The 25879-nt window shown below is 50.7% G+C and carries 28 protein-coding genes; 19 read left to right on the forward strand and 9 right to left on the reverse strand.

Going from position 1 to position 25879, the window contains the following annotated elements; genetic code table 11:
- Window positions 1–37: 37 nt before the first annotated feature.
- Window positions 38–1603 carry an FGGY-family carbohydrate kinase gene (locus tag ACKC9G_RS00155; protein WP_411402708.1) on the reverse strand — a complete coding sequence of 522 codons (1566 nt, stop codon included), beginning with the start codon at window positions 1601–1603 and terminating at the stop codon, window positions 38–40.
- An 857-nt stretch (window positions 1604–2460) separates the two neighbouring features.
- On the opposite strand from ACKC9G_RS00155, the gene ACKC9G_RS00160 reads away from it, so the two are divergent.
- The 14 genes from ACKC9G_RS00160 to ACKC9G_RS00225 all read left to right on the forward strand — a co-directional run bounded on the left by ACKC9G_RS00160 (window position 2461) and on the right by ACKC9G_RS00225 (window position 14102).
- Entirely contained in the window at window positions 2461–3114 is a 654-nt protein-coding gene (locus tag ACKC9G_RS00160) for a DUF2291 family protein (RefSeq protein ID WP_411402710.1), read from the forward strand.
- Entirely contained in the window at window positions 3111–4631 is a 1521-nt protein-coding gene (locus ACKC9G_RS00165; protein WP_411402712.1) for a sugar ABC transporter ATP-binding protein, read from the forward strand. The genes ACKC9G_RS00160 and ACKC9G_RS00165 overlap by 4 nt, the downstream gene beginning before the upstream one ends.
- Window positions 4632–4659: 28 nt before the next feature.
- Complete coding sequence (locus ACKC9G_RS00170) at window positions 4660–5709, forward strand: ABC transporter permease (RefSeq protein ID WP_411402714.1); 1050 nt, start codon at window positions 4660–4662, stop codon at window positions 5707–5709.
- 107 nt (window positions 5710–5816) lie between these two features.
- The gene (locus tag ACKC9G_RS00175) at window positions 5817–6767 is read left to right on the forward strand and encodes a D-ribose ABC transporter substrate-binding protein (RefSeq protein WP_411402716.1); all 951 of its coding nucleotides are present in this window, start codon (window positions 5817–5819) and stop codon (window positions 6765–6767) included.
- A 137-nt stretch (window positions 6768–6904) separates the two neighbouring features.
- A complete protein-coding gene (locus tag ACKC9G_RS00180; protein WP_411402718.1) occupies window positions 6905–7756 on the forward strand; it encodes a DeoR/GlpR family DNA-binding transcription regulator in 852 nt (283 codons plus the stop codon).
- Between the two features lie 155 nt (window positions 7757–7911).
- On the forward strand, window positions 7912–8958 hold the full coding sequence (locus tag ACKC9G_RS00185) for a hypothetical protein (RefSeq protein WP_411402720.1): 1047 nt from the start codon (window positions 7912–7914) through the stop codon (window positions 8956–8958).
- A 151-nt stretch (window positions 8959–9109) separates the two neighbouring features.
- Window positions 9110–9727, forward strand: a complete 618-nt coding sequence (locus tag ACKC9G_RS00190; RefSeq protein WP_411402722.1) for an O-methyltransferase — start codon at window positions 9110–9112, stop codon at window positions 9725–9727.
- Window positions 9728–9841: 114 nt separating this feature from the next.
- Window positions 9842–10312 carry a hypothetical protein gene (locus ACKC9G_RS00195; RefSeq protein WP_411402724.1) on the forward strand — a complete coding sequence of 157 codons (471 nt, stop codon included), beginning with the start codon at window positions 9842–9844 and terminating at the stop codon, window positions 10310–10312.
- Window positions 10313–10362: 50 nt separating this feature from the next.
- Window positions 10363–10848: a hypothetical protein gene (locus ACKC9G_RS00200; protein WP_411402726.1), complete on the forward strand. Its 486-nt coding sequence runs from the start codon at window positions 10363–10365 to the stop codon at window positions 10846–10848.
- Between the two features lie 182 nt (window positions 10849–11030).
- Window positions 11031–11522 carry a DUF6911 family protein gene (locus tag ACKC9G_RS00205; RefSeq protein ID WP_411402728.1) on the forward strand — a complete coding sequence of 164 codons (492 nt, stop codon included), beginning with the start codon at window positions 11031–11033 and terminating at the stop codon, window positions 11520–11522.
- A 79-nt stretch (window positions 11523–11601) separates the two neighbouring features.
- Window positions 11602–12240 carry a hypothetical protein gene (locus tag ACKC9G_RS00210; protein WP_411402730.1) on the forward strand — a complete coding sequence of 213 codons (639 nt, stop codon included), beginning with the start codon at window positions 11602–11604 and terminating at the stop codon, window positions 12238–12240.
- Between the two features lie 3 nt (window positions 12241–12243).
- The gene (locus tag ACKC9G_RS00215) at window positions 12244–12879 is read left to right on the forward strand and encodes a hypothetical protein (RefSeq protein ID WP_411402732.1); all 636 of its coding nucleotides are present in this window, start codon (window positions 12244–12246) and stop codon (window positions 12877–12879) included.
- Window positions 12880–12882: 3 nt separating this feature from the next.
- Window positions 12883–13512, forward strand: coding sequence for a hypothetical protein (locus tag ACKC9G_RS00220; RefSeq protein ID WP_411402734.1), 630 nt, complete (start codon window positions 12883–12885; stop codon window positions 13510–13512).
- 2 nt (window positions 13513–13514) lie between these two features.
- Complete coding sequence (locus ACKC9G_RS00225; RefSeq protein WP_411402736.1) at window positions 13515–14102, forward strand: DUF99 family protein; 588 nt, start codon at window positions 13515–13517, stop codon at window positions 14100–14102.
- Between the two features lie 170 nt (window positions 14103–14272).
- On the opposite strand, the gene ACKC9G_RS00230 is transcribed toward ACKC9G_RS00225, so the two are convergent.
- The gene (locus ACKC9G_RS00230; RefSeq protein WP_411402738.1) at window positions 14273–14530 is read right to left on the reverse strand and encodes a hypothetical protein; all 258 of its coding nucleotides are present in this window, start codon (window positions 14528–14530) and stop codon (window positions 14273–14275) included.
- A gap of 378 nt (window positions 14531–14908) precedes the next feature.
- Window positions 14909–15397: a DUF2383 domain-containing protein gene (locus ACKC9G_RS00235; RefSeq protein ID WP_411402740.1), complete on the reverse strand. Its 489-nt coding sequence runs from the start codon at window positions 15395–15397 to the stop codon at window positions 14909–14911.
- A 466-nt stretch (window positions 15398–15863) separates the two neighbouring features.
- Here ACKC9G_RS00235 and ACKC9G_RS00240 point away from each other — a divergent pair, with 466 nt between their 5' ends.
- Entirely contained in the window at window positions 15864–16229 is a 366-nt protein-coding gene (locus ACKC9G_RS00240; protein ID WP_411402742.1) for a glutaredoxin family protein, read from the forward strand.
- Between the two features lie 131 nt (window positions 16230–16360).
- Here the strand turns inward: ACKC9G_RS00240 and ACKC9G_RS00245 are convergent, their stop codons facing one another.
- A complete protein-coding gene (locus ACKC9G_RS00245) occupies window positions 16361–17239 on the reverse strand; it encodes an MBL fold metallo-hydrolase (protein WP_411402744.1) in 879 nt (292 codons plus the stop codon).
- A gap of 204 nt (window positions 17240–17443) precedes the next feature.
- Between ACKC9G_RS00245 and ACKC9G_RS00250 the strand changes: the two genes are divergently transcribed.
- Window positions 17444–18367, forward strand: coding sequence for a LysR family transcriptional regulator (locus ACKC9G_RS00250; protein ID WP_411402746.1), 924 nt, complete (start codon window positions 17444–17446; stop codon window positions 18365–18367).
- Window positions 18368–18511: 144 nt separating this feature from the next.
- On the opposite strand, the gene ACKC9G_RS00255 is transcribed toward ACKC9G_RS00250, so the two are convergent.
- The gene (locus ACKC9G_RS00255; RefSeq protein ID WP_411402748.1) at window positions 18512–19279 is read right to left on the reverse strand and encodes a TerC family protein; all 768 of its coding nucleotides are present in this window, start codon (window positions 19277–19279) and stop codon (window positions 18512–18514) included.
- Between the two features lie 116 nt (window positions 19280–19395).
- Between ACKC9G_RS00255 and ACKC9G_RS00260 the strand changes: the two genes are divergently transcribed.
- On the forward strand, window positions 19396–19866 hold the full coding sequence (locus ACKC9G_RS00260) for a GNAT family N-acetyltransferase (RefSeq protein ID WP_411402750.1): 471 nt from the start codon (window positions 19396–19398) through the stop codon (window positions 19864–19866).
- Between the two features lie 123 nt (window positions 19867–19989).
- Here the strand turns inward: ACKC9G_RS00260 and ACKC9G_RS00265 are convergent, their stop codons facing one another.
- Window positions 19990–20199, reverse strand: coding sequence for a cold-shock protein (locus ACKC9G_RS00265; protein WP_411402752.1), 210 nt, complete (start codon window positions 20197–20199; stop codon window positions 19990–19992).
- A gap of 240 nt (window positions 20200–20439) precedes the next feature.
- A complete protein-coding gene (locus tag ACKC9G_RS00270) occupies window positions 20440–21357 on the reverse strand; it encodes a LysR family transcriptional regulator (RefSeq protein ID WP_411402754.1) in 918 nt (305 codons plus the stop codon).
- A gap of 231 nt (window positions 21358–21588) precedes the next feature.
- On the opposite strand from ACKC9G_RS00270, the gene ACKC9G_RS00275 reads away from it, so the two are divergent.
- Window positions 21589–22902 carry an MFS transporter gene (locus ACKC9G_RS00275; RefSeq protein ID WP_411402756.1) on the forward strand — a complete coding sequence of 438 codons (1314 nt, stop codon included), beginning with the start codon at window positions 21589–21591 and terminating at the stop codon, window positions 22900–22902.
- 77 nt (window positions 22903–22979) lie between these two features.
- Here ACKC9G_RS00275 and ACKC9G_RS00280 read toward each other — a convergent pair whose 3' ends face one another.
- Window positions 22980–23450: a cupin domain-containing protein gene (locus ACKC9G_RS00280; RefSeq protein ID WP_411402758.1), complete on the reverse strand. Its 471-nt coding sequence runs from the start codon at window positions 23448–23450 to the stop codon at window positions 22980–22982.
- A gap of 204 nt (window positions 23451–23654) precedes the next feature.
- On the opposite strand from ACKC9G_RS00280, the gene ACKC9G_RS00285 reads away from it, so the two are divergent.
- Window positions 23655–24617 carry a hypothetical protein gene (locus ACKC9G_RS00285; RefSeq protein WP_411402760.1) on the forward strand — a complete coding sequence of 321 codons (963 nt, stop codon included), beginning with the start codon at window positions 23655–23657 and terminating at the stop codon, window positions 24615–24617.
- Window positions 24618–24793: 176 nt separating this feature from the next.
- Here the strand turns inward: ACKC9G_RS00285 and ACKC9G_RS00290 are convergent, their stop codons facing one another.
- Complete coding sequence (locus ACKC9G_RS00290; protein WP_411402762.1) at window positions 24794–25750, reverse strand: quinone oxidoreductase family protein; 957 nt, start codon at window positions 25748–25750, stop codon at window positions 24794–24796.
- Between the last annotated feature and the right edge of the window lie 129 nt (window positions 25751–25879).

Here is a 25879-nt window from a genome sequence, read left to right on the forward strand (position 1 = left end):
AGCACCATTCCATGCTCTGCCATCAATAAGGGTGAGTTCAGCCGCGGTTGGCGTTCAGGGCCTGCATTTGTGTCCAGACGGGCGGTAACATCGCGCGCGTCTGCTGATAGCTTGGGTAAAGGCTGGCGTAGCGTTCCATCAGCGCCGCATCGGCGGCTTCCGCTGTGCCCAGCAATGGCGTTACCCAGGTGGCGATACAGTCATCCATTGTCGGGAAAGCGCCGATAGCCACGGCGGCCATCATGGCGGCACCGGCAGCACCTGCTTCTTCACGTTCACTGATACGTACCGGTGCACCAACCGCCGCACCGAGAATCTGGCGAAGGGCGCCGGAACGTGCGGCACCGCCAGAAAGGCGTAATTCTCTGGGAGCGCCAGCCCCCATCGCCTGATAACAATCACGCGCGGCCATGCCCATGCCTTCCACAACGGCACGCAGCAGGTCGGCAAAGCCGTGGCTGTATTTGAGGCCGATAAAGTCAGCACGGGCATCGGCATTAACAAAGGGGCCGCGCTCGCCGGCTTCGGAGATATAGGGGTGATACAGCAGGGTGCCGGGCTGAGAAGCGGCCAGCCAGCGGTCGATATGTTTGACCAGAGCAGCATGGCTGGTGTCGCCGCCGAAATCGTTAATCAGGTCCTGCGCGACTTTAAGAATCCAGTCCAGATTCAGGGTCGAGGCCATGTTGGTCTGTACCTGCGTCACCCAGTTGGCGGAGGGCAGGGTAATCACATAGCCGGTCTGGGCATCATTCAGATGTACCTGGTCTGAAGTCACCGCGCGCATGTGAACACCGGTCGAGCCGACAATCGAGCAGGCGGTGTTGGCATCACCGGTATGAACACCCGCGCCCAGCGCAGTCATCACCATATCCACATAAGCCAGGCACACAGGCGTGCCCGCCAGCAGGCCGGTGGCCTGCGCTGCCGACTCGGTCAGGGGATGAGTGGTCTGGGTGCCTTCGATAATTTCTGGCAATAAATGACGGCGATGCTGTAAACCCAGGGCGTCGATCACCGTGTCGTCATATTGGCGATTGCGGAAGTTACCGAAAGTGAAGCTGGCTTCTGAAGGGTCTGTCGCGCGAACACCGGTGAGATTCAGATAAAGCCAGTCTTTGCAGTGCAGGGCGACTTCCGCGCTATCCACCAGACTTTGATGGTGCTGATCCATGTGCGCGAGTTGTGAGCCCTGCTGACAGGTATTGAGCCCGGTGCCCGTTGCTTCAAAGCGGGCGCGAGCCAGCGGGCCGGTGGAGAGTTTCTTTACGGTGGACGCCGCGCGGGCATCCAGCCAGATCCAGGCATCATCGACCGGGCGGTTATCCTTCCCAACTAACCAGGTGCCATCGCCCTGAGCAGTCACCGACACGGCCGCCACACGGGCTGACAGGTTGTCGATCACCTCCGATAAACCACGAACGGCTTTCGCGCAGTCCTGCCAGGTTTGCTCCATACACTGAAGCGCGGAGCCATCCTTGCCACTTTTATAGGTATTGCGAACAGAGGCAGTACCGAGCTGGCGACCTTCGAGGGTAAAGGCAACGGCTTTGACGACAGAGGTGCCGGAGTCTATACCGACAATGATGTCTTTATTACTCATGAAGACCTCCGCAGCAGAGGCAGCGCCGGGCCACCCGAAGATCACGGGCAGTCAGAACAGTGGATTGTGTGGTCATTGTTATTGTTATCCCGTTTTTAGCGGCTATCCGAGAGTGAGCTTTTTGCCTGGGCGGCTTGCTTTGGCAGGCGAAATTCAAGGGAATCCCGATGACTTATGATAAGTCCTGCGTTGCGAATGCCTGTTTTTGTTAGGTCTCTATCAAAAAGATAGCAGAAAGGCTCTCACTATATCTCATTAAGATAACACTAAGAATGAATTATTTTTCTAATTAAAAAAATTATTTCATTCGATCCTCGGAGTGTCAATCAACCTTTGTTTCAATATTCCGCCATCACCCGGATAAGACGTTTTAACGCTGGCGGTCTTGTAAGTTAACGACACTCCAAAGCATCGCAGGGGACTGATGATTGGTTCATTTATTCTGGTTAAATCTTTATTTATCAATGATTTGTAGGATTTTTTCGGAGTTTTTGAGCGGCAGGATTGAATAGCGCCTATTGCACTTTTGTCGAAGGTTAAGGTGGTAAAAAAGACACGGGGAAGGGGTTTTTAGCCTTCTGAAACCCTGTTTTTTGTGAGTGTTAGACTTAGGTCTAGGACTAAAAAAAGGGATGTTATTGGTTGACAAAGGCGCTGAGATATAACATTTTTCTCTCAATCAGTTATCACATTTCTAACATCAGAACGGAAATGGGTAGCGCTAGGTCCCGGCAACCATCACACAAGATTGTGCTGATACCTCGATTTAAGCTCAGTCCTTCACCTTCATGCCGGGTGAGCTGAGTGGTCACTGCCGGACCCTGACGTACAACAAGAATAAATACGAGGTCTACAACATGAGTAATGTATCTGCGCTTTCCGTGCAGGTGTCGTCCAGGACGAGAAAACGGGTTGCCATCGCTTCGGCGGCAGTCCTCGTGTTACTTGCTGCTATCGCTATCGACACCAAGGTCGTCAAGATCGGCTCTGATGAAGATGTTCAGGAGCAGGTGTTCTCCCCTGAGAAATATGGCACCAAAACCTTCCCGATCGTTCAGCAAAGTATTGAAAGCCGTGCGGTGGATGCTGCCACTCTGGCCCAGGCGCTGGCGGACAACAAAGCCGAAGCGGTGAAGAAGTACGGTGTCGGTTCTCCCATGCCGGTGATTCCCGTGAGCTTTACCGGAGTGGTTGGTGAAGGTCGCATGGGCACCTACTACGTCAATGTCGATGGCGTGCCGGATAACGTGAAAATTCGCGTGCAGACAGGCCCGGCCATTAACGGCACAGACCTGCGTGATGCCACAGGCGACATCAAGTTTGGCGACTTCAAAAACCAGATTGAGTACCAGAACGCCGGCGCGGCAATTAACGATGCGATGAAAGAAGGGGTTCTCAAGAATATTGATAACGCTGATCTTGCTGGCCGTACCGTCGAGATCACCGGTGCCTTTCGTTTGCTGAACCCTAAAAACTGGCTGGTTACGCCAGTAAGGATGGAAGTGAAATGACCTCGACTTCCACCAGCGAAGTTGTGCTCGAAGCGCGCAACGTTACCAAGATTTACGGCTCGACCCATGCCCTGAAAGGTGTGAACTTCGAGATCCATCGCGGTCAGGTCACCACACTCTTCGGTGAGAACGGTGCCGGTAAATCGACCCTAATGAAGATTCTTTCAGGCGTTGTCACGCCGACCTCGGGCGAGATCGTCCTGAATGGCGAGTCCAAGGTGTTTAATTCCTCGACGGAAGCCCGTGAGTGCGGCATTTCCATCATCCATCAGGAGCTGAGCCTGGCACCCAACATGAATGTCCGCGACAACATCTTTATGGGTCGTGAAATCATGAAGGGCAGTGGCGTGGACTTCGCTGAGGAAGAGCGCATCACCCGCGAACTGATGGCCGAGCTGGAAGAGGATATTGATCCGCTGACCCCCGTTGAAGACCTGCGTCTGGGTCAGCAGCAGATCGTCGAGATTGCCCGTGCTCTGTCGGTGAATGCCCGCATCCTGATTATGGATGAGCCGACCTCAGCGCTGTCTGCTTCTGAAGTGGAAGTGCTGTTCAAGGTGATTCATGACCTCACCAGCAAGGGCGTTTCCATTGTTTATATTTCTCACCACCTGGAAGAAGCGCTGGAAGTCACTGATCACGCGGTGGTACTGCGTGACGGTGTGATGACCGCCTATGCCAAGCGCAGCGACATCGATCTTGAGTGGATCGTGCGCAACATGGTGGGTGAGCATTTTGACCTCGGTTCTCCGCCCACCGGTTATGCCATGGGAGAGGTTGCGCTGACGGTCGAGAATCTGGTGGTGAAGGATTCCAGCGGCTTTAACGTCGTGGATAACCTGTCACTGGAAGTGCAGGCCGGTGAAATCGTCTGCATTTACGGTTTGATGGGGGCTGGCCGTACCGAGCTTATGGAATGCATCGCCGGGCGCATGAAGCCTCATTCCGGTCGCATTCTGCTTAACGGGCAGGACATTGCCGGCCTGACGATTTCTGACCGTATTAACAATGGCCTGGTGCTGGTGCCGGAAGACCGTCAGCGTGATGGTCTGGTGCAAACCATGACCGTTGGCGAGAACCTGTCACTGGCCAGCATCGGCGAGTTCACTCGCAAACTGGTCACCTCACCCAAGCGTGAAGAAGAGCTGGTGAATGACTCCATCCGTAACGTCACGGTGAAAACCGCCGGTGGTGAAGCGGCGATTGGTTCACTCTCCGGCGGTAACCAGCAGAAAGTCGTTATCGGCAAAATGCTGGCGACCAACCCGGAAGTGGTGCTGCTGGATGAGCCCAGCCGCGGTATTGATATCGGCGCCAAAGCCGAGGTGTTCAAACTGCTGGCGGAGAATGCCAAGAAAGGCCTCGCGGTGGTTTATTCCACCTCCGAAGTGGGTGAGTGCCTGAGCGTGGCTCATCGCATCATCGTGATGCACAAAGGCCGAATCTCCGCGACCTTTGACTCCAACGTGACTAAAGAACGAATTATGGCAGCCTCCGGTGAGTCGCTCGTTGCCTAAAAATAAGATAAAAACGGAGCCCTTTACCATGACTGACAAGACCCAAGCGCTTCCAGCCGGGAGCCAGTCCAGTGGCACTTCGCCTGCCATGAACATTACGCGATTGCTCCTGGAAGGCCGTGCGTTTTTCGCCTTGCTGGTGATTATTGCCGTCTTCTCTTTCCTGTCGCCTAACTACTTTACCGTGGGCAACTTCCTGACCATGGCGTCCCACGTGGCGATCTTCGGCCTGCTGGCGATCGGCATGCTGCTGGTGATTCTGAACGGCGGTATCGACCTGTCCGTTGGTTCGACGTTAGGCCTTGCCGGTGTCTTCGCCGGTTTCCTGATGCAGGGCATCAATATCGAATCCCTGGGCGTGATTCTCTATCTGCCATTGTGGGCCGTGGTGATTCTGACCATCGCACTGGGCGCCATTGTCGGTCTGGTAAACGGCGTACTGATTGCCTATTTCCGTGTTCCTGCGTTCGTCGCTACTCTGGGCTCACTCTATGTGGCTCGCGGTATCGCGCTTTTGATGACGAACGGTCTGACCTACAACAAGCTGAGCGGTCGCCCCGAGCTGGGTAACACCGGCTTTGACTGGCTGGGCTTTAACCGTCTGTTTGATGTGCCTATCGGCGTTATCGTTCTGGCGGTGATTGCCCTGGCCTGTGGTTTCCTGCTGAGCCGTACCGCCTTTGGTCGCTGGCTGTATGCCTCCGGCGGCAACGAACGTGCCGCTGAACTGTCCGGTGTGCCGGTCAAGCGTGTCAAAGTCTCTGTCTATGTGCTTTCCGGTATTTGCGCGGCCATCGCAGGTTTGGTGCTGTCTTCACAGCTGACCTCGGCTGGCCCAACGGCAGGTACCACCTATGAGCTGACGGCTATCGCTGCTGTGGTCATCGGCGGTGCTGCTCTGACCGGTGGTCGCGGTAACATCCGCGGCACCATGCTCGGTGCTTTTGTTATCGGTTTTCTTTCTGATGGTCTGGTCATTATCGGCGTCTCCGCCTACTGGCAGACCGTCTTTACTGGTGCGGTCATCGTACTGGCGGTTCTTCTGAACAGCCTGCAATACGGTAGCCGTGGGAAATAACCCGTAAGTGAAGCCCTGCTGCAGTGGAGGGGAAACCCAAGGCTGCAGCGCAACCTCGCCGCAAACTGTCGGCACCCGAACCAAAAACAATAAATGGAGTGTGCAACATGTTGAATAAGAGCAAGCGTTTAATGATGGCAGCCGCTACCTCCGGCATGATGCTGTTCGCCAGCGCATCCTGGGCAGACGGCCTGATGACTATCATCGTTAACGACCCATCCAACCCTTACTGGTACACCGAGGGTCAGGTTGCCAAGAAAACGGCTGAGTCCATGGGCTATACCGCTACGGTTTCCGGTCACAAGGGCGATACCAACACTGAAAGCCAGATGATCGATACCGCGATCACCAACAAATCCAAAGCCATTATTCTTGACCCAGCCAACGCTGACGGCTCTGTCGGTGCGGTGAAGAAAGCCGTCGCGGCAGGTATTCCTGTCATTATCGTTAACGCCGAGCTGAACCAGGCCGGTCTGGCAAAAGCCCAGCTGGTATCCAACAACGCGCAGGGCGCTGCTCTGGGTGCGATGCAGTGGGTTGAAGCAGTAGGCGATTCCGGTAAATACGTTGAGCTGTTCGGTGCGCCTTCCGACAACAACGCCGCGACCCGTTCCAACGGTTACGAAACCGTGCTGTCACAGTACCCGGACCTGAAGCGCGTTGGTAAAGACGTTGCCAACTGGGACCGTACTCAGGGTTACAACAAAACCCAGTCCATGTTGCAGGCGAATCCAGACATCAACGGCGTTATCAGCGGTAACGACGAAATGGCACTGGGCGCCATCGCGGCACTGAAAGAAGCGGGCAAACTGGACGGCGTTAAAGTCGGCGGTTTTGACGGTTCACCTGATGCGGTTGACGCAGTGAAAGCCGGTGAAATGGCCTACACCGTACTGCAGCCAGTGGCGGTCTTCGCAGAAGCCGCGGTCAAGCAGGCTGACAGCGTGATCAAAACCGGTAAAACCGGCGTAGACCACGAGAAGCAGCTGTTCGATTGCATGCTGATCACCAAAGACAACGCAGACAAGTACACCTCTCCCTTCGTACTGTCTGAATAAGCAAAGCGTCAGAGGTCATCTTCGGATGGCCTCTGGCTTTTTTACCAGGCTGATTTTGCCGTTAAGAAGATCAGCGTTGTAAAGAAGCCAGATCACAAAGACAATAACGGCTTTTTTGAAAAGCCTCTGGATTTCATATGGCCACAAGCGCACAGGACAGTGTCGTTGATGTATTCATGGCAGAGCAGCTCCCGAGCGATAGCCGTCAGGCAAGGCAGTTAGCCCGCCGTCAGCTGATCGTCGAAGCCGTCATGAGTGAAGGCGCTATCCGCATTGAAGACATCACCGACCGCTTCGGCATCAGCCTGATGACCGCTCATCGTGATATCGATGAACTGGTTGAGCGCGGCTTGTTGCGCAAGGCGAGGGGCGTGGTGTCGGCGACACCGACCAGTCTGGTGGAATCCAGTGATGTGTATCGGGCCACCCGCCAATTAGCGGAAAAGCGCGCGATCGCCGAAGTCGCCGCAAGTTACATCGAGCCTGGTCAGGCCATCTTTTTTGATGACTCCACCACCGTGCTGCAAATGGCGCGCTTCCTGCCCGCCAAGGCGCCACTGACAGCCATCACAAACTCCCTGACGCTGATGACCGAGCTGAAAGAAGCGCGGGATATCACACTAATGGGGCTTGGTGGCCAGTTCTATAACTGGTGTAACGCCTTTATGGGTCGCATGACCCGCGATGAAATTGCCAACCTGCGTGCCGATATGTTTTTCGTCTCCATGTCCGCGATTATTGATGACTGTGTCTTTCATCAGTCAGCAGAAATGGTCGAAACCAAGCGCGCCATGTTCGAATCTGCTGAAAAGCGGATTCTTCTCACCGATCACACCAAGTTCGAACGCCGCGCGCTGCACAGCTTTGCTGACCTCACCGAGTTTGATGTGGTGATCGTCAACCAGGGCACGCCAGCAACCACCGTCAAACGCATGAAAGACAAAGGCATTAATGTGGTCATTGCGCCGATGAAACCGGTGCGAAGCTAAGCTTTAGATGCTGACAGGAAGCGCCTTCGGGCGCTTTTTTTATACGGCTAAACTACTTGCAACAAGCTGTTGTATAAACCATTGCAAGATGTAGGGAATTATTGCTCCTTTTTTGCTACAAAGAACGTGGTTTTTCATACAGCTTAGGAATTCCCATGCGTCTTGGCAGCCCTCTTAACTCTGGTCAATTGGATGTAAATCCGTCGAATCACCTGAACTCTACTCATGCAGAACGTGCCCGGCAGGCACAAAGCCCGACACTGACTCAGCAGGATAAAGAAAAGCTGTGTGAACTCTACGAGACGACCTACGCCAAAATCGGCGGTGAGGTAATGAGCAAAGAAGAGTTTATGAGCAAGCTGGATGGCTACTACGACAAAGTGGTTACCCAACGAGGGCACGATAACCAGATAAAGAATGCGCTGGCCTGTTGGGAGGGTGGTAATCCTAATGGCACTAAAATCTGTCTGGTCTTTGGGGAGGAAGGTAAGGAAGCGGCGCAGGAACGGCTGCAATTACTCAAAGATAACCTTAGCCAGCCAAATGGGAACTTCTACCTCCATGCGAACAAGGCAGTGGCCAGTGCCTTGTTAAAAGACCGTAATGTGAACTTGGCGATGATGCTTGAACCAATGAATGATGGTGCGAACAACCACTATTATTCTGTTGCCAATTCCCACGGCAAAAAACTGGTATTTGGAAACTGTAAAGATACCCAGCCGGTAAGCCATGCCATGAAAAGCTTCTACATTGAGCTGTTTGAGTACAACAAGACCAAACTGGCGATTGAGAAAGCTAAAGACCCAAGTGTTGAAGACAATAATCAGCTGATTAACCGTCTGGTGAAAAACTTTGATGACACCCTGAAATCGGATATGCCTCTCAGCTACAAATCCATTCTTGGCAGTAAGATCCTCAAAAAGGCACTAGGTATCCAGGGGGATTTTGACCATCGTGATAAGGTTGATGACCGGGTTTATGTCACGCTGGACCTGTTAAGTCACGGCAGTTCCAAAGATCTGACTTCGCTCTTTAATATGAATATCAGTACTCATGAGAAGCAGCTTCTCGCGGAGTTACTCGATGAGAAAATAGAAGATACTCATCGGCAGGTGAGCCTGACGCAGATGACTAAGTTTAATCCTGAAGATCCCGAAACTGACGAAGAGTTTGATCCCTTTATGTTTTATTCAAACCCCTGAACGGGTGTTTTGTTCGACTTGGCGTAAGGGCGTCTCCTGACGCAGAAGCTTCTGCTATCTCCCGTCATACACCGCCATACATTCTTCCTCTTTCTTCCTGTCTGCATGACTGATAATGATTCTCGACAACGATCTATGAGGAGAGTGCTTTATGGATGCTCGTGTGGAGGCAGTACTTGATGCCTATCATCAGCGGATTACAAAAGAGCGTAATGAACCCCGGGTAGAGCCACCCGGTGGGCGCGACGGCGGGCAAGATCAGCGGATGCGTGCGGTTGGCCCTGCAACAGGCCAATTGATGAATACGTTGGTTCGTAGCCTGGATTCACCGCATGTGGTTGAGATCGGGACCAGCTTTGGTTATTCCGGTATCTGGCTGGCAGAGGCCGCGAAAGCTGTCGGTGGCAAAGTAACCACACTGGAGCTGCACGATTATAAATCTCGTTACGCCAAAAGTATGGCGGAAGAGGCCGGCCTTGCAGACGTCATCGATTTTCGTGTGGGAGATGCCGTTGAAATGCTGAAAGGCATGACACAGAAGATTGACTTTATTCTGCTCGATCTTTGGAAAGAGCTGTATGTGCCTTGTCTTGAAGCCTTCTATCCTCTGCTGAATGAAGGGGCGATTATCGTTGCTGATAACATGATTTCCTCACGCGCGGGCGGAAATGTGACTGCTTATGCCAATGCCATTCGTAAGCTACCTGGAGTTAGCAGTGTCATGCTGCCGGTAGGCTCTGGCCTTGAGATCAGCCGTTATCTGGAATGAAAGAAGCTTAAGTGAGTGATACAGCATTTGAGATAAGCGCCTTCGGGCGCTTTTTTTATGGCAAAATCCGGGGCTGTCCCAATTCTTTGTTATCTGCGATGGGTACTCAAATTCATGAAGCGTATTTTCGTCACATGTCTGTTCGCCGGTGTACTTATTTGCCAAAGTGCCAGTGCCGTAACGCAGGAGTTTGGCTGGCTTGATGGTGCCTGCCTTGCCTCAAAAAATGATCACTTGTCTGCGGGAACGGCGCTGCAAGTTCATGACCTTGATACTGATGCCATATTCAGTGCGCAGATCAGTGATAGCAAAGCCGACCAGAATAGCTGTAATGGGTTGATACCTGATCGTGCTGCAGTCAATCGCGATAGTGGTTGGCATTTTTACCCGGTCATGACTGATCATGACATCACGCTGGCGATTGCCGAAATCGGCAATTCCACGACGGAATCCGCATCATGGAGTGCTGGTTACTGTAGTACTTCGGAAGGAATTCATTTCAGTGTGACTGAGCGTGATCAGAAACTCTGGGAAGGGGATTACTATTTAGGTTATGACATAGAGGCAACGTGTGCTTCTAAGTAACCACTCAATATTCTTAGAAAAATCTGTATCAGGGATATAAGCGAAGGGATATGAATAAACTAAAAATATTTTATTGCGTTCGTTGGGCTTCCGCTTACAAGGTGCCTATAGAACAGATGGATGAAGCAACCGCTCATGCGGCTCATACTCAAGGAAAACCCTATACAGTGCTTTTTGGTGATTTCTATCGACCGAAAGTAGCTATTGAAGTGAATAAAGAAACTAATTTTATCGGAGTAAATTTCTTTGACGATTTTTTAAGGATAGTACTATCTTACAGTTTTGTGGAATTAGATGAAAAAACTTTATTTCTCTCGATGGCTAACTATAGTGAGTATATAAGTCATAGCGAAGATAAGGCCATGAGTAAAAGTACAATTTTTTATTTTAATAAAAGCGGTTCAGTAAGTGTAACAATGACTGATCACATTACTAAAACCACGCAAGAAGGCACTGATTCGTTTGATGCTTCGGGAAATTATGAAGCCTATCCTGAGTTTGGCCATTATGAAGCTTTGTTAAAAACAGAGCGTTAGTGCCCAGTCTTGTCGGCCATAGTTAAGGCTATGATCTTGATAAGCGCCTCCGGGCGCTTTCTATGGGACGCTGGAACTAAAGACTGAACTACCAAAAATATTAAACAATAATAAATATGTCTAAATAAAATGCCGGTTGTCCGAGATGTACACTCATCGGCAATATTAATATGAGAAAAACAATGGAGCTTTTTTCTGGCGAGTCAACTTGCTTCTACCTATGTTACAGAAGTCAAACATCAAATGGCGCCAACAATGTTGAGAGACCTGTTTGGAGCAATATCAACGATGCTATTGCCGAAGTGCTTCATGATGGAGGAATGGTCAAGTTATATAAGTTTCCTCAAGATAGTGGATACGTTAAATTTTTAGAGATGATATCACTTAAAACAAAATTTAAAATTTTAGCGACCACAAACGACGACAACTATTACTATAGGATTCGTGAATGGTGGGATCCAACAGAGCCTCCTTTTAGTGGGGTGACGTTAATTGGTGATGACGAATTCGATAATCGTACTTTTTGTACTGATAGCAATGTTGCCTATGAGCTATTTGAAGAATTCTATACCACAGAGGAATTGAGAGAGGGCTTAAAAAATATGCTCCAACGTGATCTAGTAGCTAAGAAATCTTCGGCCAATAGAGTTAAAGGTGGCGAACAAGAAACCTAAATATAAATGAAGCATTAATAGTTCTCAACTCAGGAGAATGTATGCGAATTTTATTCGGGGGCTAACCCTGGAGAATACTGTGACAAAAGAAGCCAGATTTAAACCAGACTTCTACACAAGAATAGACTGGTATGCAATGGATAAAAATGGGCACATAGCCTTAATGGAAAATTTTGGCTGGGGTGATATACCATATTCTCTGCAAAAACTGCAGGAGTGGAGTGAAAGGCTGGATGATTTTAATGAGTATATATATGAAGAATTGACTCCATATACGCCCTATCCAAATAAAAATGGAGGTTTTGAATTGGATATATATGGAAGTGTAATGTACTCACATAGAAAGCCAGGTGGAAAACCATATAAAATTCTTTCACGAAATGAGGTTATTAGAGACTTGCTGGAAACATACTCTATAAAACCAAAAAATAGCCCTTTAAGCTTAGCAACCAGAAAAGGAATATTCACCTATAGAGGCGTTGAAGGATACAAGGAGGGTGATGATACACCGGTAGGATTCGATGGAGATTTCAAAATGGGTGACTACTATAGATTTTTAAGGCCCACTGAGTACCTAAAAATAAGTGAATTGCCCGCACCACTTAGACAATATGTTTGCGTTTCAAATAGTATTGACTTCAATAAAGATAGATTAATAGAAAGCCAGCATATTGACTCCTACTTCCCTAACACCTACAGGCCCTCTTCTGAGGATTGATGCGTGAACATAAGTAGATTTAAACCAGACTTCAACTCAAGAATATACTGGTATGCAATGGATGAAAATGGACACATAGCCTTAATGGAAAATTTTGGCTGGGGTGATATACCATATTCTCTGCAAAAACTTCAGGACTGGCTTCAGGGACTAGATGATCTTAATGAGTACATTAATGAAGAGCTTACTCCATATAAGCCCTATCCAAATAAAAATGGTGGTTTTGAATTGGATATATATGGAAGTGTAATATATTCATATAAAAAGCCAGGTGGAAAATCATATAAAACTTTTTCAAGAGATGAGGTTGTTAGAGACTTGCTGGAAACATACTCTATAAATCCAAAAAATAGCCCTTTAAGCGCAGCTACCAGAAAAGGAATATTCACCTATAGAGGCGTTGAAGGATACAAGGAGGGTGATGATACACCAGTAGGATTCGATGGAGAATTCAAAATGGGTGACTACTATAGATTTTTAAGGCCCACTGAGTATCTAAAAATAAGTGAACTACCCGCACCACTTAGACAATATGTTTGCATTTCAAATAGCATTGACTTCAATAAAGATAGATTAATAGAAAGTCAGCATATTGACTCCTACTTTCCGAACACCTACAGGCCCTCTTCTGAGGATTGATGAGTGAACACAAGTAGATTTAAACCAGACTTCTATACCAGAATAGACTGGTACGCAATGGATAAAAATGGGCACATAGCCTTAATGAAAAATTTTGGCTGGGGAGATATTCCAATATCCCTTCAATCAATTAAAGACTGGAGATTAGGATTAGATGAAATAAGCGAGTATTTATATGAGGAGTTAACAAACTACACACCTTATCCAGATAAAAATGGAGCTTACACGTTAGATATTTATAGCAGTTTTATGTATTCGCATAAAGAAAAAATAACATCATTCAATTTGAAAGCATTAACCAAAGAGGAGGTAGAAAAGGCTCTTTTAGATGGAAACTCAAGAAACAAGAAATTAAGCGATCTAAGTTTAGTCATTAGGAAAGGCTTATATCTTTTCAGAGGAATTGAAGGGTATAAAGAAGGGGACGACACCCCTGTAGGCTACAACGGAACATACAGCATGGGAGACTATTATAGACACTTAATTCCTTCTATTTTTTCAGAAATAAGTGACTTTCCTGAGCCGCTCAGAAAATACGTTTGTGTATCCGAGACAGTCGATTTTCAGAAAGACAGACTATTAAGCAATGAATTAATTGACTCATACTTCCCTAAAACCTATTTAGAAAAATAACAATGATGAATATAGAAAGGGCAATAGAAAGAAAAAGAACACTCAGAACAATAGGCATCGATGATATGCCTTTTAATATTGGTCAGCCTGATCTTGTGTCAATCACAGGTATTATTTGCACGGGTACACGATTTGAGGGCATGCTAAAAAGTGATATTACTCAAGATGGCATGGATGCCACCCAAAAAATTTCTCAGATGATACTTAATAGTAAGTTTTATAGACAGCTTCACGCGGTCCTGATTGATGGTATTACGCTTGGTGGCTTCAATACTCTTGATCTGAGCAAGCTATCTGAAGAACTAAAAATCCCTTGCATTGCCGTTATGAGAAAAGCTCCTGATATGGATGCTTTTAAGAAAGCAATTGAGAATCTGCCACACAGCGATAAAAGGTTTGCTGCATTACACCGTGCAGGGGATGTCCTTCAAAAGGATGGATACTATTTTCAGGTAAAGGGATGTTCCACAGAGGTGGCCGCTATAGTCTTGGCACAGTCAACACTACATGGAAAAATCCCTGAGTGCTTAAGAATGTCTCATTTGATCAATTCTGCATTAGCCACCGGAGAGAGTAGTAATAGTGCGTGAGCAATGAATGCTGGTTTTTATTTATATATTTTCCATCAATAATATATAAATTTTTAATTTTAAAGCCTGTAAAAATTCAAAATACAATTTATCAATGCATAAACACTCCTATACGTAACTATTAACTTTTTAAACGAGAAGCCATCATCAATGGCGACCTATTAGCGAATTCAGCACTCAAGAGTGATGCTCGCCTCAATCTGCCGCTTCCGCACAAGCTGCCTTGTGAAACCATCAAGCCTTATCTGCCCGACTGGAGTCAGGCGCGATTGATTTTCGATCTGACGAGTAGTGCCGAGAAAATCGGTGCGGCAGGCTATTCGATGGATCAGGCGCGGGGCAAGGGCGGAACACGGCTGACGTAGCCAACGGATCTTGAGTTCTCCGGTTTTATCAAAGGCAATCGATACCCTTGTGGTTTCTGTCATTACCTTCCCGGGTGCCAGCGGCGGCTCGCTGATCTGTCTGCTCGGTGGATTGGCTGCGGGAATAACCTTTATCGACAGTGGTTGTTGTCGTTGTCGTTGTCGTTGTCGTTGTCGTTGTCGTTGTTGGGCACGCTGATGGGCGGCGCGAGTCGTAAGGGGGCACCTGCTATCTTAGTACGAATGGTGTGAAAGGCTCTGATATCAGTATGTATGCCAACTACCGCAGGTGCGGACACCTGAGGTGAAACCCTTTCTTGAGCGTTAGAACTGCACTTACTGAGGTTGGCCCAGGCAAAGAAAAGCCCGCTGTGCGGAGGCTATGCACGGCGGGCTGAGTGGTTAACTGCCTGGCTTGGCAGCGTTTGACGTTGTATCTGCTCAGGAAAACGAGGGGCGGGCGTCGCCTTCCATACCGCGTTTATACGTCAGCATCTGCTGATGGCTTTTGTGCATCAGGGTCAGAAAATCATTCATGCGGTTTTTCAGTTTAGGGTCCAGCACATCATTAATGGCACGCTGCATCTCGATCAGGGTGCGGTCTTCGGCTTCTTCCAGCTCTTTCACCAGAAAGTAGTTCTCACGACCCGGGTCCTGCAGGGATTCCCGCGCTTCGGCGAACCATTCATTAATGCGACCCTCAAAACTGCGATGGCGGCGCAGAGGTTTTCCGACACGCGCTTCGTATTCCGGCTCCAGCGCTTTTTCAATTTCATCGCGCACGGCGGCCAGGTCCAGGAAAAGGTCACGCAAGTCCTTGAGTTTGACTTCCTTCAGAGCGTGAACGTAGAAGTGTTTGCCATCCTCACAGGCAGAAACGAAGTGAGCGATAGCCTGGGCATCATTTTCAGCAAGTGATCTGCTCAGCATGGGACTTCTCCTTGACGATATGTCCATTGCGTTTGTCCGTCGCGAGGCACCTTTGAGGAAGCCGCGCCGTAGGGAAACGCTTATTGTTAGTGTGTTGACGTCGTACTTATCAGGACTGCCACAGTTCTGGTCATGGATGTGGTAACTGCGCTATTTCACCCATGTTGAGTATCTGGCTGCTGAAAAGGAATTTATAAAGGGAGAAGGGTGTATCAAGATTGCACCGTTGATGCAGATCAGCTTTTCCAACGTGGTTATCGCTTGATTTGGTGGGGTTTGTTTTAAAACAGGGAGTAGAGGGATTGGCGCTGGGCGGCCATGTTACGTCGGCTGCACATTCCTGCCTGCATTGCGCAATTAGATGGGAAGCCGTGGTTTAGGCCACAACATCAGGTAAACTGTTGCGCCTCTGGGTTTGTGCATGACTGCGCAGTAGTGACCCATCGAATACCTTGAGGAGTTCACAGTGTTAGTTAAGGCATTGCGCTTAGGTCTGGGCGAGCTGGTCATTTTCGGTGATCTGGTCAGCCGTCCCCGTAAAATGAAACGCAGCGCAGAGGCGCAGTCAGAAGTGGAGCAGGCGACCCGTTCGTTGTCGCTGTATCAGTTCCGTGCCTGTCCGTTCTGTGTGAAAACCCGCCGCACCATGCATCGCCTGAATCTGCCGATTGAAACCCGTGATGCGAAAAACAACCCCACCCATCGCCAGGAGCTGGAGCAGGGCGGTGGCCGCATCAAGGTGCCATGCCTGCGTATTGAGGAGAATGGCCAGACCCGCTGGATGTATGAGTCAAAAGACATCATCGCGTATCTGAACCAACAATTTTCCTGAGACTCCTTCGGCCTGATGATTCAGGTTGAAATGAAAAACCGGTCAGCGCTTTACAGGTGCTCACCGGTTTTTTTATCTGTGGCAAATGATCGAAGCCGTGATGGTCAGGGCTTGCGAAGGGCATCCAAGCTTTAAATCACCGGCGACCAGGTATCGTACTGCAGGACATATTCACCCGCCTGACGCGAGACTTTGCCGGAGGCCGGCAGGTTAAAGTGCATACCGCTGATCGAGAGTTGATCTGTCGCGACACGATCAAGCAGTTTACTGCGCACGGCAGCGGCTTGCTGCGGGTCACTGTCAAAAGCGATGGTGACGTCGGGTTTGGCAATCTGCAAATGGGGGAAGTGGACAATATCGCCCCAGATCAGCAGCGACTCTTTTTGATCGCCAATCAGATAGCCCGTGTGGCCCGGCGTATGCCCAAAGAGCGGCACGGCCTGAATGCCGGGTAGCACATCCTCATTGTTAAAGGTGACGATTTTCTCGTCATAGGCGTTAAACGCATTGCGGGCCAGATCAATAAAAGGTTTGAAGTCTTTAGGCGCCTGAGCATAAACCCCCTCATCACGCCAGAAGGCAAGCTCTCTTTCCTGCACATAAAGCGCCTGCACATTACGAAATACCGGAGATGCCAGCGGGCCTGCCAGACCACCGATGTGATCGGGATGGGCGTGGGTCACCAGCACCGTATCGATAGACAAAGGATCAATACCTGCAGCAAAGAGTGCTTGCGGCAACCGTCCTCCCCAGCCGTTGACGCCGCCCGCGCCACTATCGACCAGAATCGTGCGGCCTGCCGTTTGAATAACAAAGACGTTGATATTGATGCGCGGCAGCGGAGCGATGCCTTTTTGGCTTAATAGCGATTCAGCCTCATTGGCCTTAATGCCATCCAAAAGCTCAAACGACACATCAAGAAAGCCATCACTCAGCATGGTGACCAGCGTATCGCCGTAGCGTTTACGGTTAACAGCGGGGGCTTGTTGCACGGTTGCGAGGTTCATCATCATTCTGCCTTTTGTGCTGAAGTGCATAAAAATGCTGGGGGTGTCGGTCAGTGGGTATCGGGAACAACACCATCCTACAAAGAATTTTGGGCCCCGAGGTTGACCAAAAATCAGCACATTGTGTACTTTCAGGAAGCAATTAAACGGGCATGAGCTGCACCTTCGGGAATGTACGTCCGCGATTTTTGAAAAGGAAAAGCCCTGATGAACAACCGTAATCCGTGGGAAGAGCGCTTTAACGGCATCATGACCTTTATCACGGTGGTCGAGGCAGGCAGCTTTTCTGGCGCGGCGTTCAGGATGAACCTGACCCGTTCAGCCATTACCAAATCCATCGCTAAGCTTGAAAAACGCCTCGGCATTAAGCTTTTTCACCGCACCACAAGGCAGCAAACCCTGACCCATGAAGGCGGGCTTTATTACGAGCATTGCCTGGGCATGTACGGCAACTTAAATGCACTGGAGTCCGAGTTGCGCGATGGCCAGGTGGGGCCGGAGGGGAAGATTCGGATAAGTTGCCCGGTACTATTCGGGCGGCGCTGCGTTGCTCCCGTGTTGCGCTCGCTGACCAGAACCCATCCCCATATTCAGATTGAAACGGAGCTGTCTGACCGTGTGGTCGATGTGCTGGTCGAAGGGTTTGATCTGGCGATTCGAGTCGGCATGCTGGCAGATTCCACCGCACTGATTGGGCGTAAAATCACCGAGCAGCATATGGCGATTTTCGCATCGCCAGAGTATCTGCAACGTCACGGCACGCCTGTGTCGATTCACGATTTACACAAACATCGCGGTATTCTGTATGGGCGCTCGGGCAAGCTGCAACCCTGGATTATTCGTGATGACAATGGCCAGTTTGTCGATGTTTATCCGCCCAGTAATGAAGTCTATGACGATCTGCAGGTCATTGCCGATTCAGCCATTGAAGGTGGCGGGCTGGCATGGCTGCCGGACTGGCTGGGTTCCTCCTACCTTGCCAATAACCAGCTAAGTCTGGTGATGGGAAGCCAGCGGGTTAAATCCGTCGATATCTACGTTATTTGGCCGAAAACCCAATATTTGCCCCATCGTATACGCTTGCTGATTGATTCACTGGTGGAGCAGGTGCCGCTATTGATTCGGCAGTAGTTCTCGGCGATATCCCATATTGGCGGCCAAGTAAGCAGGTTTAACAGAATAGTCATGACCCGCATCGTCTGATCTCTGGGTATAAAAAAATCCGGAAGCCTTGCTGATAGATTCCGGATTTTCGATATGTCTTTTCTTTCGGATTCAGGGTCTGGGTGGCGACAGGTGCTTAAGCTTTTCTTTACCGCGGCGCATGCGCAGATTTAGCAGCTCAACGCCGGTGCTGAAGAACATCGCGAAGTAGATGTAACCTTTGGGCACATGCACATCAAAGCCTTCGGCAATCAGTGACATGCCGATCAGCAGCAAAAAGCTTAGGGCCAGCATCTTGAGGGTTGGATTGCGCTCGACAAAATCGCCGATGGGCCTGGCAGCGATCATCATAATCAGTACGGCGATAATCACCGCGATTACCATCACTGCTAAATGTTGAGAAAGACCAACGGCGGTAATAACGGAGTCCAGTGAGAAGACAATATCGATAATGGCAATCTGCAGCACGATCCAGAGAAACGAGGCGGATTTAGCCGTCCCGGCATGCTCCTCGCTACTTTCTGATAGCGCCTGATGAATTTCCTGAGTGCTTTTCCAGAGTAAGAAAATCCCGCCGACGATCAGCAGCACATCTCGTCCTGAAATTTCGTTCCCCTGCAGAGTGAATAGCGGGGTGGTCAGCTTCATTACCCAACTCAGGCTTAAAAGCAGAAGGAGGCGTGTTACTAATGCCAGCGCCAGGCCAATTAAGCGGCCACGCTGACGCTGATGCTCCGGCAGGCGGTTCACAAGGATGGACAGAAAGATGAGGTTGTCGATACCAAGTACTATCTCAAGCGCTGTGAGCGTCAATAATGTCATCCACGCTTCAGGCTGCATAATCCACTCAAACACGGTGTGATCCTCCCAAACTTTCACTCAATCTACCTGAGCATGACGGTTGGGGCTGGTTCGGTTTGTATCGCTGCAGAGCCTGAGATAAGTTCTAAGGTTGATGTACAGAGAAGTCACTTGAATAAGAAAGTGAGCCGCTAATGAGTAATGTTCTGATTGATTTTCGACCTGCTATTCAAGAAGACAAAGCCACACTGCTTGAGTTTGAACAACAGGTCATAGGTGCTGAGCGACCTTTTAATGCTGCTATTAAAGAAAAGGGTGCGCATTATTATGATCTCGATTTTCTGATCTCGGATGTGCATACCGAGCTTCTGGTCGGGGAATATCAGGGTGAAGTCATCGCGGTGGGGTATCTGCAGATACGCGAATCAAAGGCGCATTTACAGCATCGTCAACATGGTTATTTGGGTTTTATGTATGTTGAAGAGGCATTTCGTGGGCAGGGGATTAATCAGCAGTTAATTAATGCTTTGCTGGAATGGGGTAAAAGTCAGGGAGTAAAGGATTTCTACCTGGAGGTGTATAGCGAGAACACTGCAGCCATTCGGGCTTATCAAAAGCTTGGATTTCGCTCACTGGTTTCAGAGATGAAACTGACGCTTGAATGAGTATGGCCTGATCGCCGCTAACAGGGTAAGGCGCTGGAGCTGTGTGGCGTTGAAGTCGGTGAGAGTGAAATTTCAGGCATAAAAAAAGCAGGCCTTGGCCTGCTTTTTCTTTAGGCTTAATCGTTACAGAACAACGATGTTTTCAGCCTGAGGACCTTTTTTGCCCTGAGTTACTACGAACTCAACGCGCTGGCCTTCAGCCAGAGTTTTGAAGCCTTCGCTAACGATTGCGCTGTAGTGAACGAATACGTCAGGACCGGATTCCTGCTGGATGAAGCCGAAACCTTTCTCTTCGTTGAACCACTTAACGGTACCAGTAACGGTGTTAGACATTTTTCATATCCTGTTCTTGGGAAAGTGCTGCCACATGGCATTTAACGCCAAAAAATAAACTTACATTTTCACTACTACAGGACGTGGTACTGGAAAAAGCACAACGACTGGAGAGGATAAATAGAGACTTACTTTTGAGCTACGACGATACTGAGCCAGATGCGCATTTAAGTCAACTTTAAATATTCTTATGCATTGCGTGTCTTTTGATATCTGACCGAATTTACGACTATTGGCTAATCACCCTGATGCCTGATTGCGCAAATGTTGAACGAAATTGTGCACTATCGGCGAGAGGTTTGAGCGCAAGTACATAATCGACAGGTGAACGAGTAACGGCTCGCCATGAATGTGCCGGAAGCTCACGCCCTTGACCGAAAGCTGCTGCATGGTTTCGGGGAGCAGGGAATATCCCATGCCAGCGGAAACGATGGAAAGAATAGAGGCAATCTGTGGCGCAGGCTGGCCCAGCACCGGACTGAACCCGGCATCACGGCAGACCTTGAGAATTTCATCATGCAACGCGATTCCCAGATTCCGGGGCGTCAGCACCATGGGCGCCGTTTTAAGGCTGGGCAAATGCACACTGCCATCCTCGGCAAAGCCAAGCCCCCAGCGTTCAGGATCTCTAAGCCAGTCATCCGGTAATGCTGCGATAAGTCGCTCATCGACCAACGGATAGGTTTGCAACTCTTCAGGATCACTGGGATTGGGCCGTAGCAGCGCCACATCGACGGAGCCATCCATTAAGCTGGCAATTAACCGCACCGAGTTGGCCTCATCAAGACGAAGGGCAACCTCAGGATAGCGCTCCCTAAATGCACGGATCGCTTTGGGAAAGATCGGGTTTATCGCCGCCGTGCCGTTAAAGCCAAGATGCAACATGCCTGATTCTCCCCGACCTGCACGCTGAGCGGCTTGCACGGCCTGGCTCACCAACCCTGGAATCGGTCTGATCTTCTCCAGAAAAGCTGTGCCTGCCTCAGTGAGCTCGACTCCTTGGGGTATGCGGTGAAAGAGCTTAACGCCCATTTCCTTTTCCAGATCTTTGATCTGCTGGCTAAGCGGCGGCTGACCAATGCCGAGTCGTGCGGCAGCTCGCGTCATGTTCAGCTCTTCAGCAACAGTCAGAAAATAGCGCAGGTGTCGTAGTTCCATGGTAGCTCCATCTTAGCTCCATCGTGGCCTTATCGTTGCTCCAAACCCCGTAGTTGCTATGGTATCTGTAAAAGCTATTGAGAATGTAATCTGCATATATTAGATGACTGGTACGCAGAACCCTATACTCATTTCATCGCACTAACTCAGAAGTCGTGCGGATCAGCAGACAGGTGGTTCAGCAACTCTTGCACCCGTGAGCACACACGTCTTATGCAGAAGAATTTAATCATGACAGATACCCTCGAAAAGCCCGCTGCTACTCATTCCAGAGTGGCAGCAGACGATACTCGCCCGAGCATCCGAAACCAGGCCATCAGCACACCGACCGATACGCCGATTCCCAGTGAGGAAGAGGGCGCACATTGGATTCGCAAGGGCACACCGGCCTACCGAGCCGTCGAGATTGCCTTATTTCTGGCAGGTTTCGCCTGCTTCTCTCTGATCTACTGTGTGCAGCCGCTGCTGCCCTCATTTGCTCAAAGCTTCGGGCTAAGCCCCGGCGCGGCATCACTGGCATTGTCGCTGACCACCGGTTTTCTCGCCTGTTCCATTATGGTGACGGCGGCCATTTCCCAGAGTATGGGACGACGCGGCATGATGCTGGCATCGATGACGGTTGCAGCCGTGCTCACCATCATCGCAGCCCTTGTGCCGAGCTGGCATGCCTTGCTGATCTCCCGTGCGGCGCTGGGGGTGATGCTGGGTGGTGTGCCTGCTGTTGCGATGGCGTATTTGGCGGAAGAGATCGAACCTGCTCAGCTTGGCAAAGTGATGGGGCTGTTTATTGCCGGTAATGCTTTTGGTGCCATGATGGGCCGGGTCGGCATGGGCGTTATTACCGAGTTTGCTTCGTGGCAGACGGCGCTCGGGACGTTGGGCGTGATGTGTTTTGTCGCCGCCGTTGGGTTCGCCTTCTTGTTACCACGCTCGCAAAACTTCGTCGCCCAGCGCAAGCAGCCGCTTAGTTATCACTTCCGCACCTGGGGAGAGCATCTTCGCAATCCGCAGATGCAGCGCCTTTACGGCCTGGGGTTCGTCTTTACCAGCATCTTCGTTACCATGTTCAACTATGCATCCTTCCGTTTGGCTGAAGCGCCGTTTGAGCTGAGCCAGACGGCACGCAGCCTGATTTTTCTGGTGTACGGCATGGGCATGGTGTCTTCCACCGTCGCCGGTAACCTGACCACACGATTTGGCCAGCGTAAAAGCCTTGTGATCAGTTTTACAGCGACGCTGGCGGGCGTTTTGCTGACTCTGGATAACCAGTTACCGGTGATCATTCTTGGTATTGCGCTGGTCACCATTGGCTTCTTTATCGGCCATGCGGTGGCCAGCGGTGCCATTGGCCCGTTGGCAGGCAGCACGAAAGGACACGCATCGTCGTTGTATTTGATGTTCTATTACTTTGGCTCCAGCATCACCGGGACAATTGGTGGGTATTTCTGGGAGCATGGCGGCTGGCTGGCGGTATGCGCACTGACGGCATTGATTGCTCTGGCAGGGCTTTGGCTTAGCCTGTTGGGACGTAAAGCGGCGGCCTGATGTATTGCGAGCACTTATCGAAAGTTAAAACACCGCCTGCTGGCGGTGTTTTTGTTTGGAGCTGTCACGGGGAATTATTACTTGCCGGTGTATTGCTCATCACTGACCTGTTCCAGCCACTCGACCCCCTTCTTACCTTCTGACTGCGAGGTCAGTGCCAGATGGCTCATCGAGGTTTTATCAGTCGCGCCATGCCAGTGCTTTACACCGGGTGGTGTCCAGACAACATCGCCGGGTTGAATTACCTGCTTCTCCTGACCCCATTCCTGCACCCAGCCGGTGCCTTCGGTGACGATAAGGTACTGACCGGCGGGATGTGTATGCCAGGCGGAACGGGCGCCGGGAGAGAATGTCACCTTACCGGCACTGCTGGTGTGAGTGTCATTGGCGGGAAACTGCATTTCAACCATCACCTGCCCGGTGAAGAAGTCAGGCGAGCCCATCATCACTTCATGGCTGGCGTTGGGGCTGATCGTCATGGAGTCGGCACTAACGCAGGTGGACGCGGTGACCAGCAGGGCCGCAGCGAGTGAAGTCAGTCGTTTCATCAGGTCTCTCCTTGAAGGGGTGATTTTTGCCAAATGCTTGCACATTTTTACCCTAACGCTGTGATGACTGACTCTGTAGGCCGATTCTGCACTAGGTGCTATCGATAGAATTCATGAATACTCGCGCTTTCACGCAAAGGCTTCATTGAAGACTGGGCCCATCCCGTCGATAACCTGTTATTGGCCAAGGAGCAGGGAGCCGCGATGGGAACCATTCAAGGTACGCAAGTAACAACCACATCATCCTGGCAGACTGTCGGGCAGGAGAAAGCCTCTACGGCAACGGGTACTGTGTCTAGTCCAGTACTTTCTAGCCCGGCGCACGCTAGCCAGATTCTCGCGAGTACCGCTACTGCCAGCTCATCCTCTGCAGAAGACCGGGTTTCGTTATCGGCCGCTGCGCAGCAGTCTTCTCTGGCGCTTGAGTTGAACCCGACGACCACGGCGAGTGAGGAAGCAACGCAGGTCGGCTCTCAACTTGAGGAACAGCAAAAAGCCACGGCGCGTGAGCGGCTACGCGGCCTGAAAAAGCAGATTGAAACCCTGAATAAGCTCATAGGCGGCATGCCTGAATCCATGACCAAAGGTGCCATGCAGCAGTTGCGCATGCTGACCGAAGAGCTGCACCGTATCGCCGATATTCTCGGCAGTGGCAGCAAGAGTAAAACCGATACCAGCACCAGCGCTGATACCAGCCAGTTGGCTTCTGCCAATCAGGCCGCTGCGTCAGCCGCCGAGCAAGGGGAGGCAAGAATGGCGGAGACCACGGCCACCGAGGCCATGGCAACGAGTGCCGTTGACTCCTCTGCCATGGATAAGCCCGTCGAGACGGATCAGGCAGCCGCTGACACTGAGCAAATCGATAAGAGCACAATGCAGGAACCTTCATCTGACCTGCCCATTGGCTTGCAGATTCTGCAGGCACTCCCAAAAGCATCCCAGGAGCAGGAAGACGGCCAGGCTCTGCTTAACGTCAGTCAGTCTCTGACGCAGATCGTGGAGCGCGTTGCTCGAGCGGTCGAGCCGGAGGACAAAGTACTTCAGGATGCGGTGAATGATAGCCGTAAGCATCTGGCTCAGACGGCCGAAGTGGTCGAAACCCTGTTAAGCCCTGATATATCTCTGCGCATCTCCACCCCCCAGGTCTCGCCGAATGTTAGTGGCTGATTTGCGACAAAGTGATAAATGCGCTTATGGGCGGTTTGAATGAATGGTGCAGCGGGCTGCATTGCGTATCGCAATTAGTGGGAAGTGGACACAACAAGAAAAAAACCGGGCGTATCACTGAGCGTGATTGGCACCCGGTGCCAGATATACTAGCAAAGAGTATTCGGGGAGACTGATCAGCCAAGCGCCGTCATATCAAGAATCACCCGGCCTCGGTGACCGCCTTCATCGAAGAATTGATGGGCGGCGACAGCCTCGGTTGCGGGAAAAATGGCTGCAACACGCACGGGCAATAGGCCGGAAGCCACTTGCTCACCTAAACGTGCAATCACGGATTGATCCTGAGCGCGTTCACGGACATTGACGAACGTTGCCGTAATGCGCGGATCAAAGTTGTCATCGGTGGGTCGCAGCTGAATCAACATTCCACCATCGGCAATGGCGGGCACAATCGCCTGACCAAGCCCGGCGGCATCAATCACAGCATCCACCCCTTGCGGATAGGCTGCACGAATCTGCTCAAGGGCATCATCTTCGCGCGTAAATACCGAAGCAGCCCCCAATGATCGCAGAAATTCGCTATCGCTTTCTGAGGCAAGCGTTGCCACGTTCAGGCCTTCATTCACTGCCAGCACTAACGCATAGGTGCCAACGGCTCCCGCGGCACCCGTAACGAGTACGGTTGAACCCATGGGTAAATTCAGGGTGTCCAGCGCATTCTGCGCGGTGAGGGCATTCATCAAAAATGAAGCCGCGGACTCCGGGGTGGTATTGGCAGGTTTGGCAATCACAGAGCTGGCTGGTACGCAAATATATTCGCTGTAAGCGCCATAACCACCGTGATTATCGACGACGGTAACGACTTCCTGACCAAGACTCAGGCCGCTTTCTGCTGAGATGCCTTCTCCCAGCGAATCAATGACGCCGCTGGCGTCCATGCCGGGAACAAAGGGGAAGGGTTCATCGGCAAAAAAGGCTGCCAGCAAACCGTCCCTGACCATGACATCGACAGGGTTGATCCCGGCTGCGCTGACCTTAATACGAACCTCTCCGGCCTTGGGCGAAGGCGTTTCAAGCTCAACGACTTCCAGTACCTCAGGGCCACCATAGTTATTAAGACCTATCGCTTTCATGGAGTGTTTCCTAGTTTTGAGTGAGTACGCTGGGCCAGCCCGACTTTTGGCAGCCTTTTGTGCGGTGATTTTCGCTGTTACTTGTTGGCCCATCAGAATCGACTGAGCCGAAGCCTCCTGGGCGAGTTC

The organism is Pokkaliibacter sp. CJK22405 (genome assembly GCF_046614695.1).
Classification (GTDB): domain Bacteria; phylum Pseudomonadota; class Gammaproteobacteria; order Pseudomonadales; family Balneatricaceae; genus Pokkaliibacter.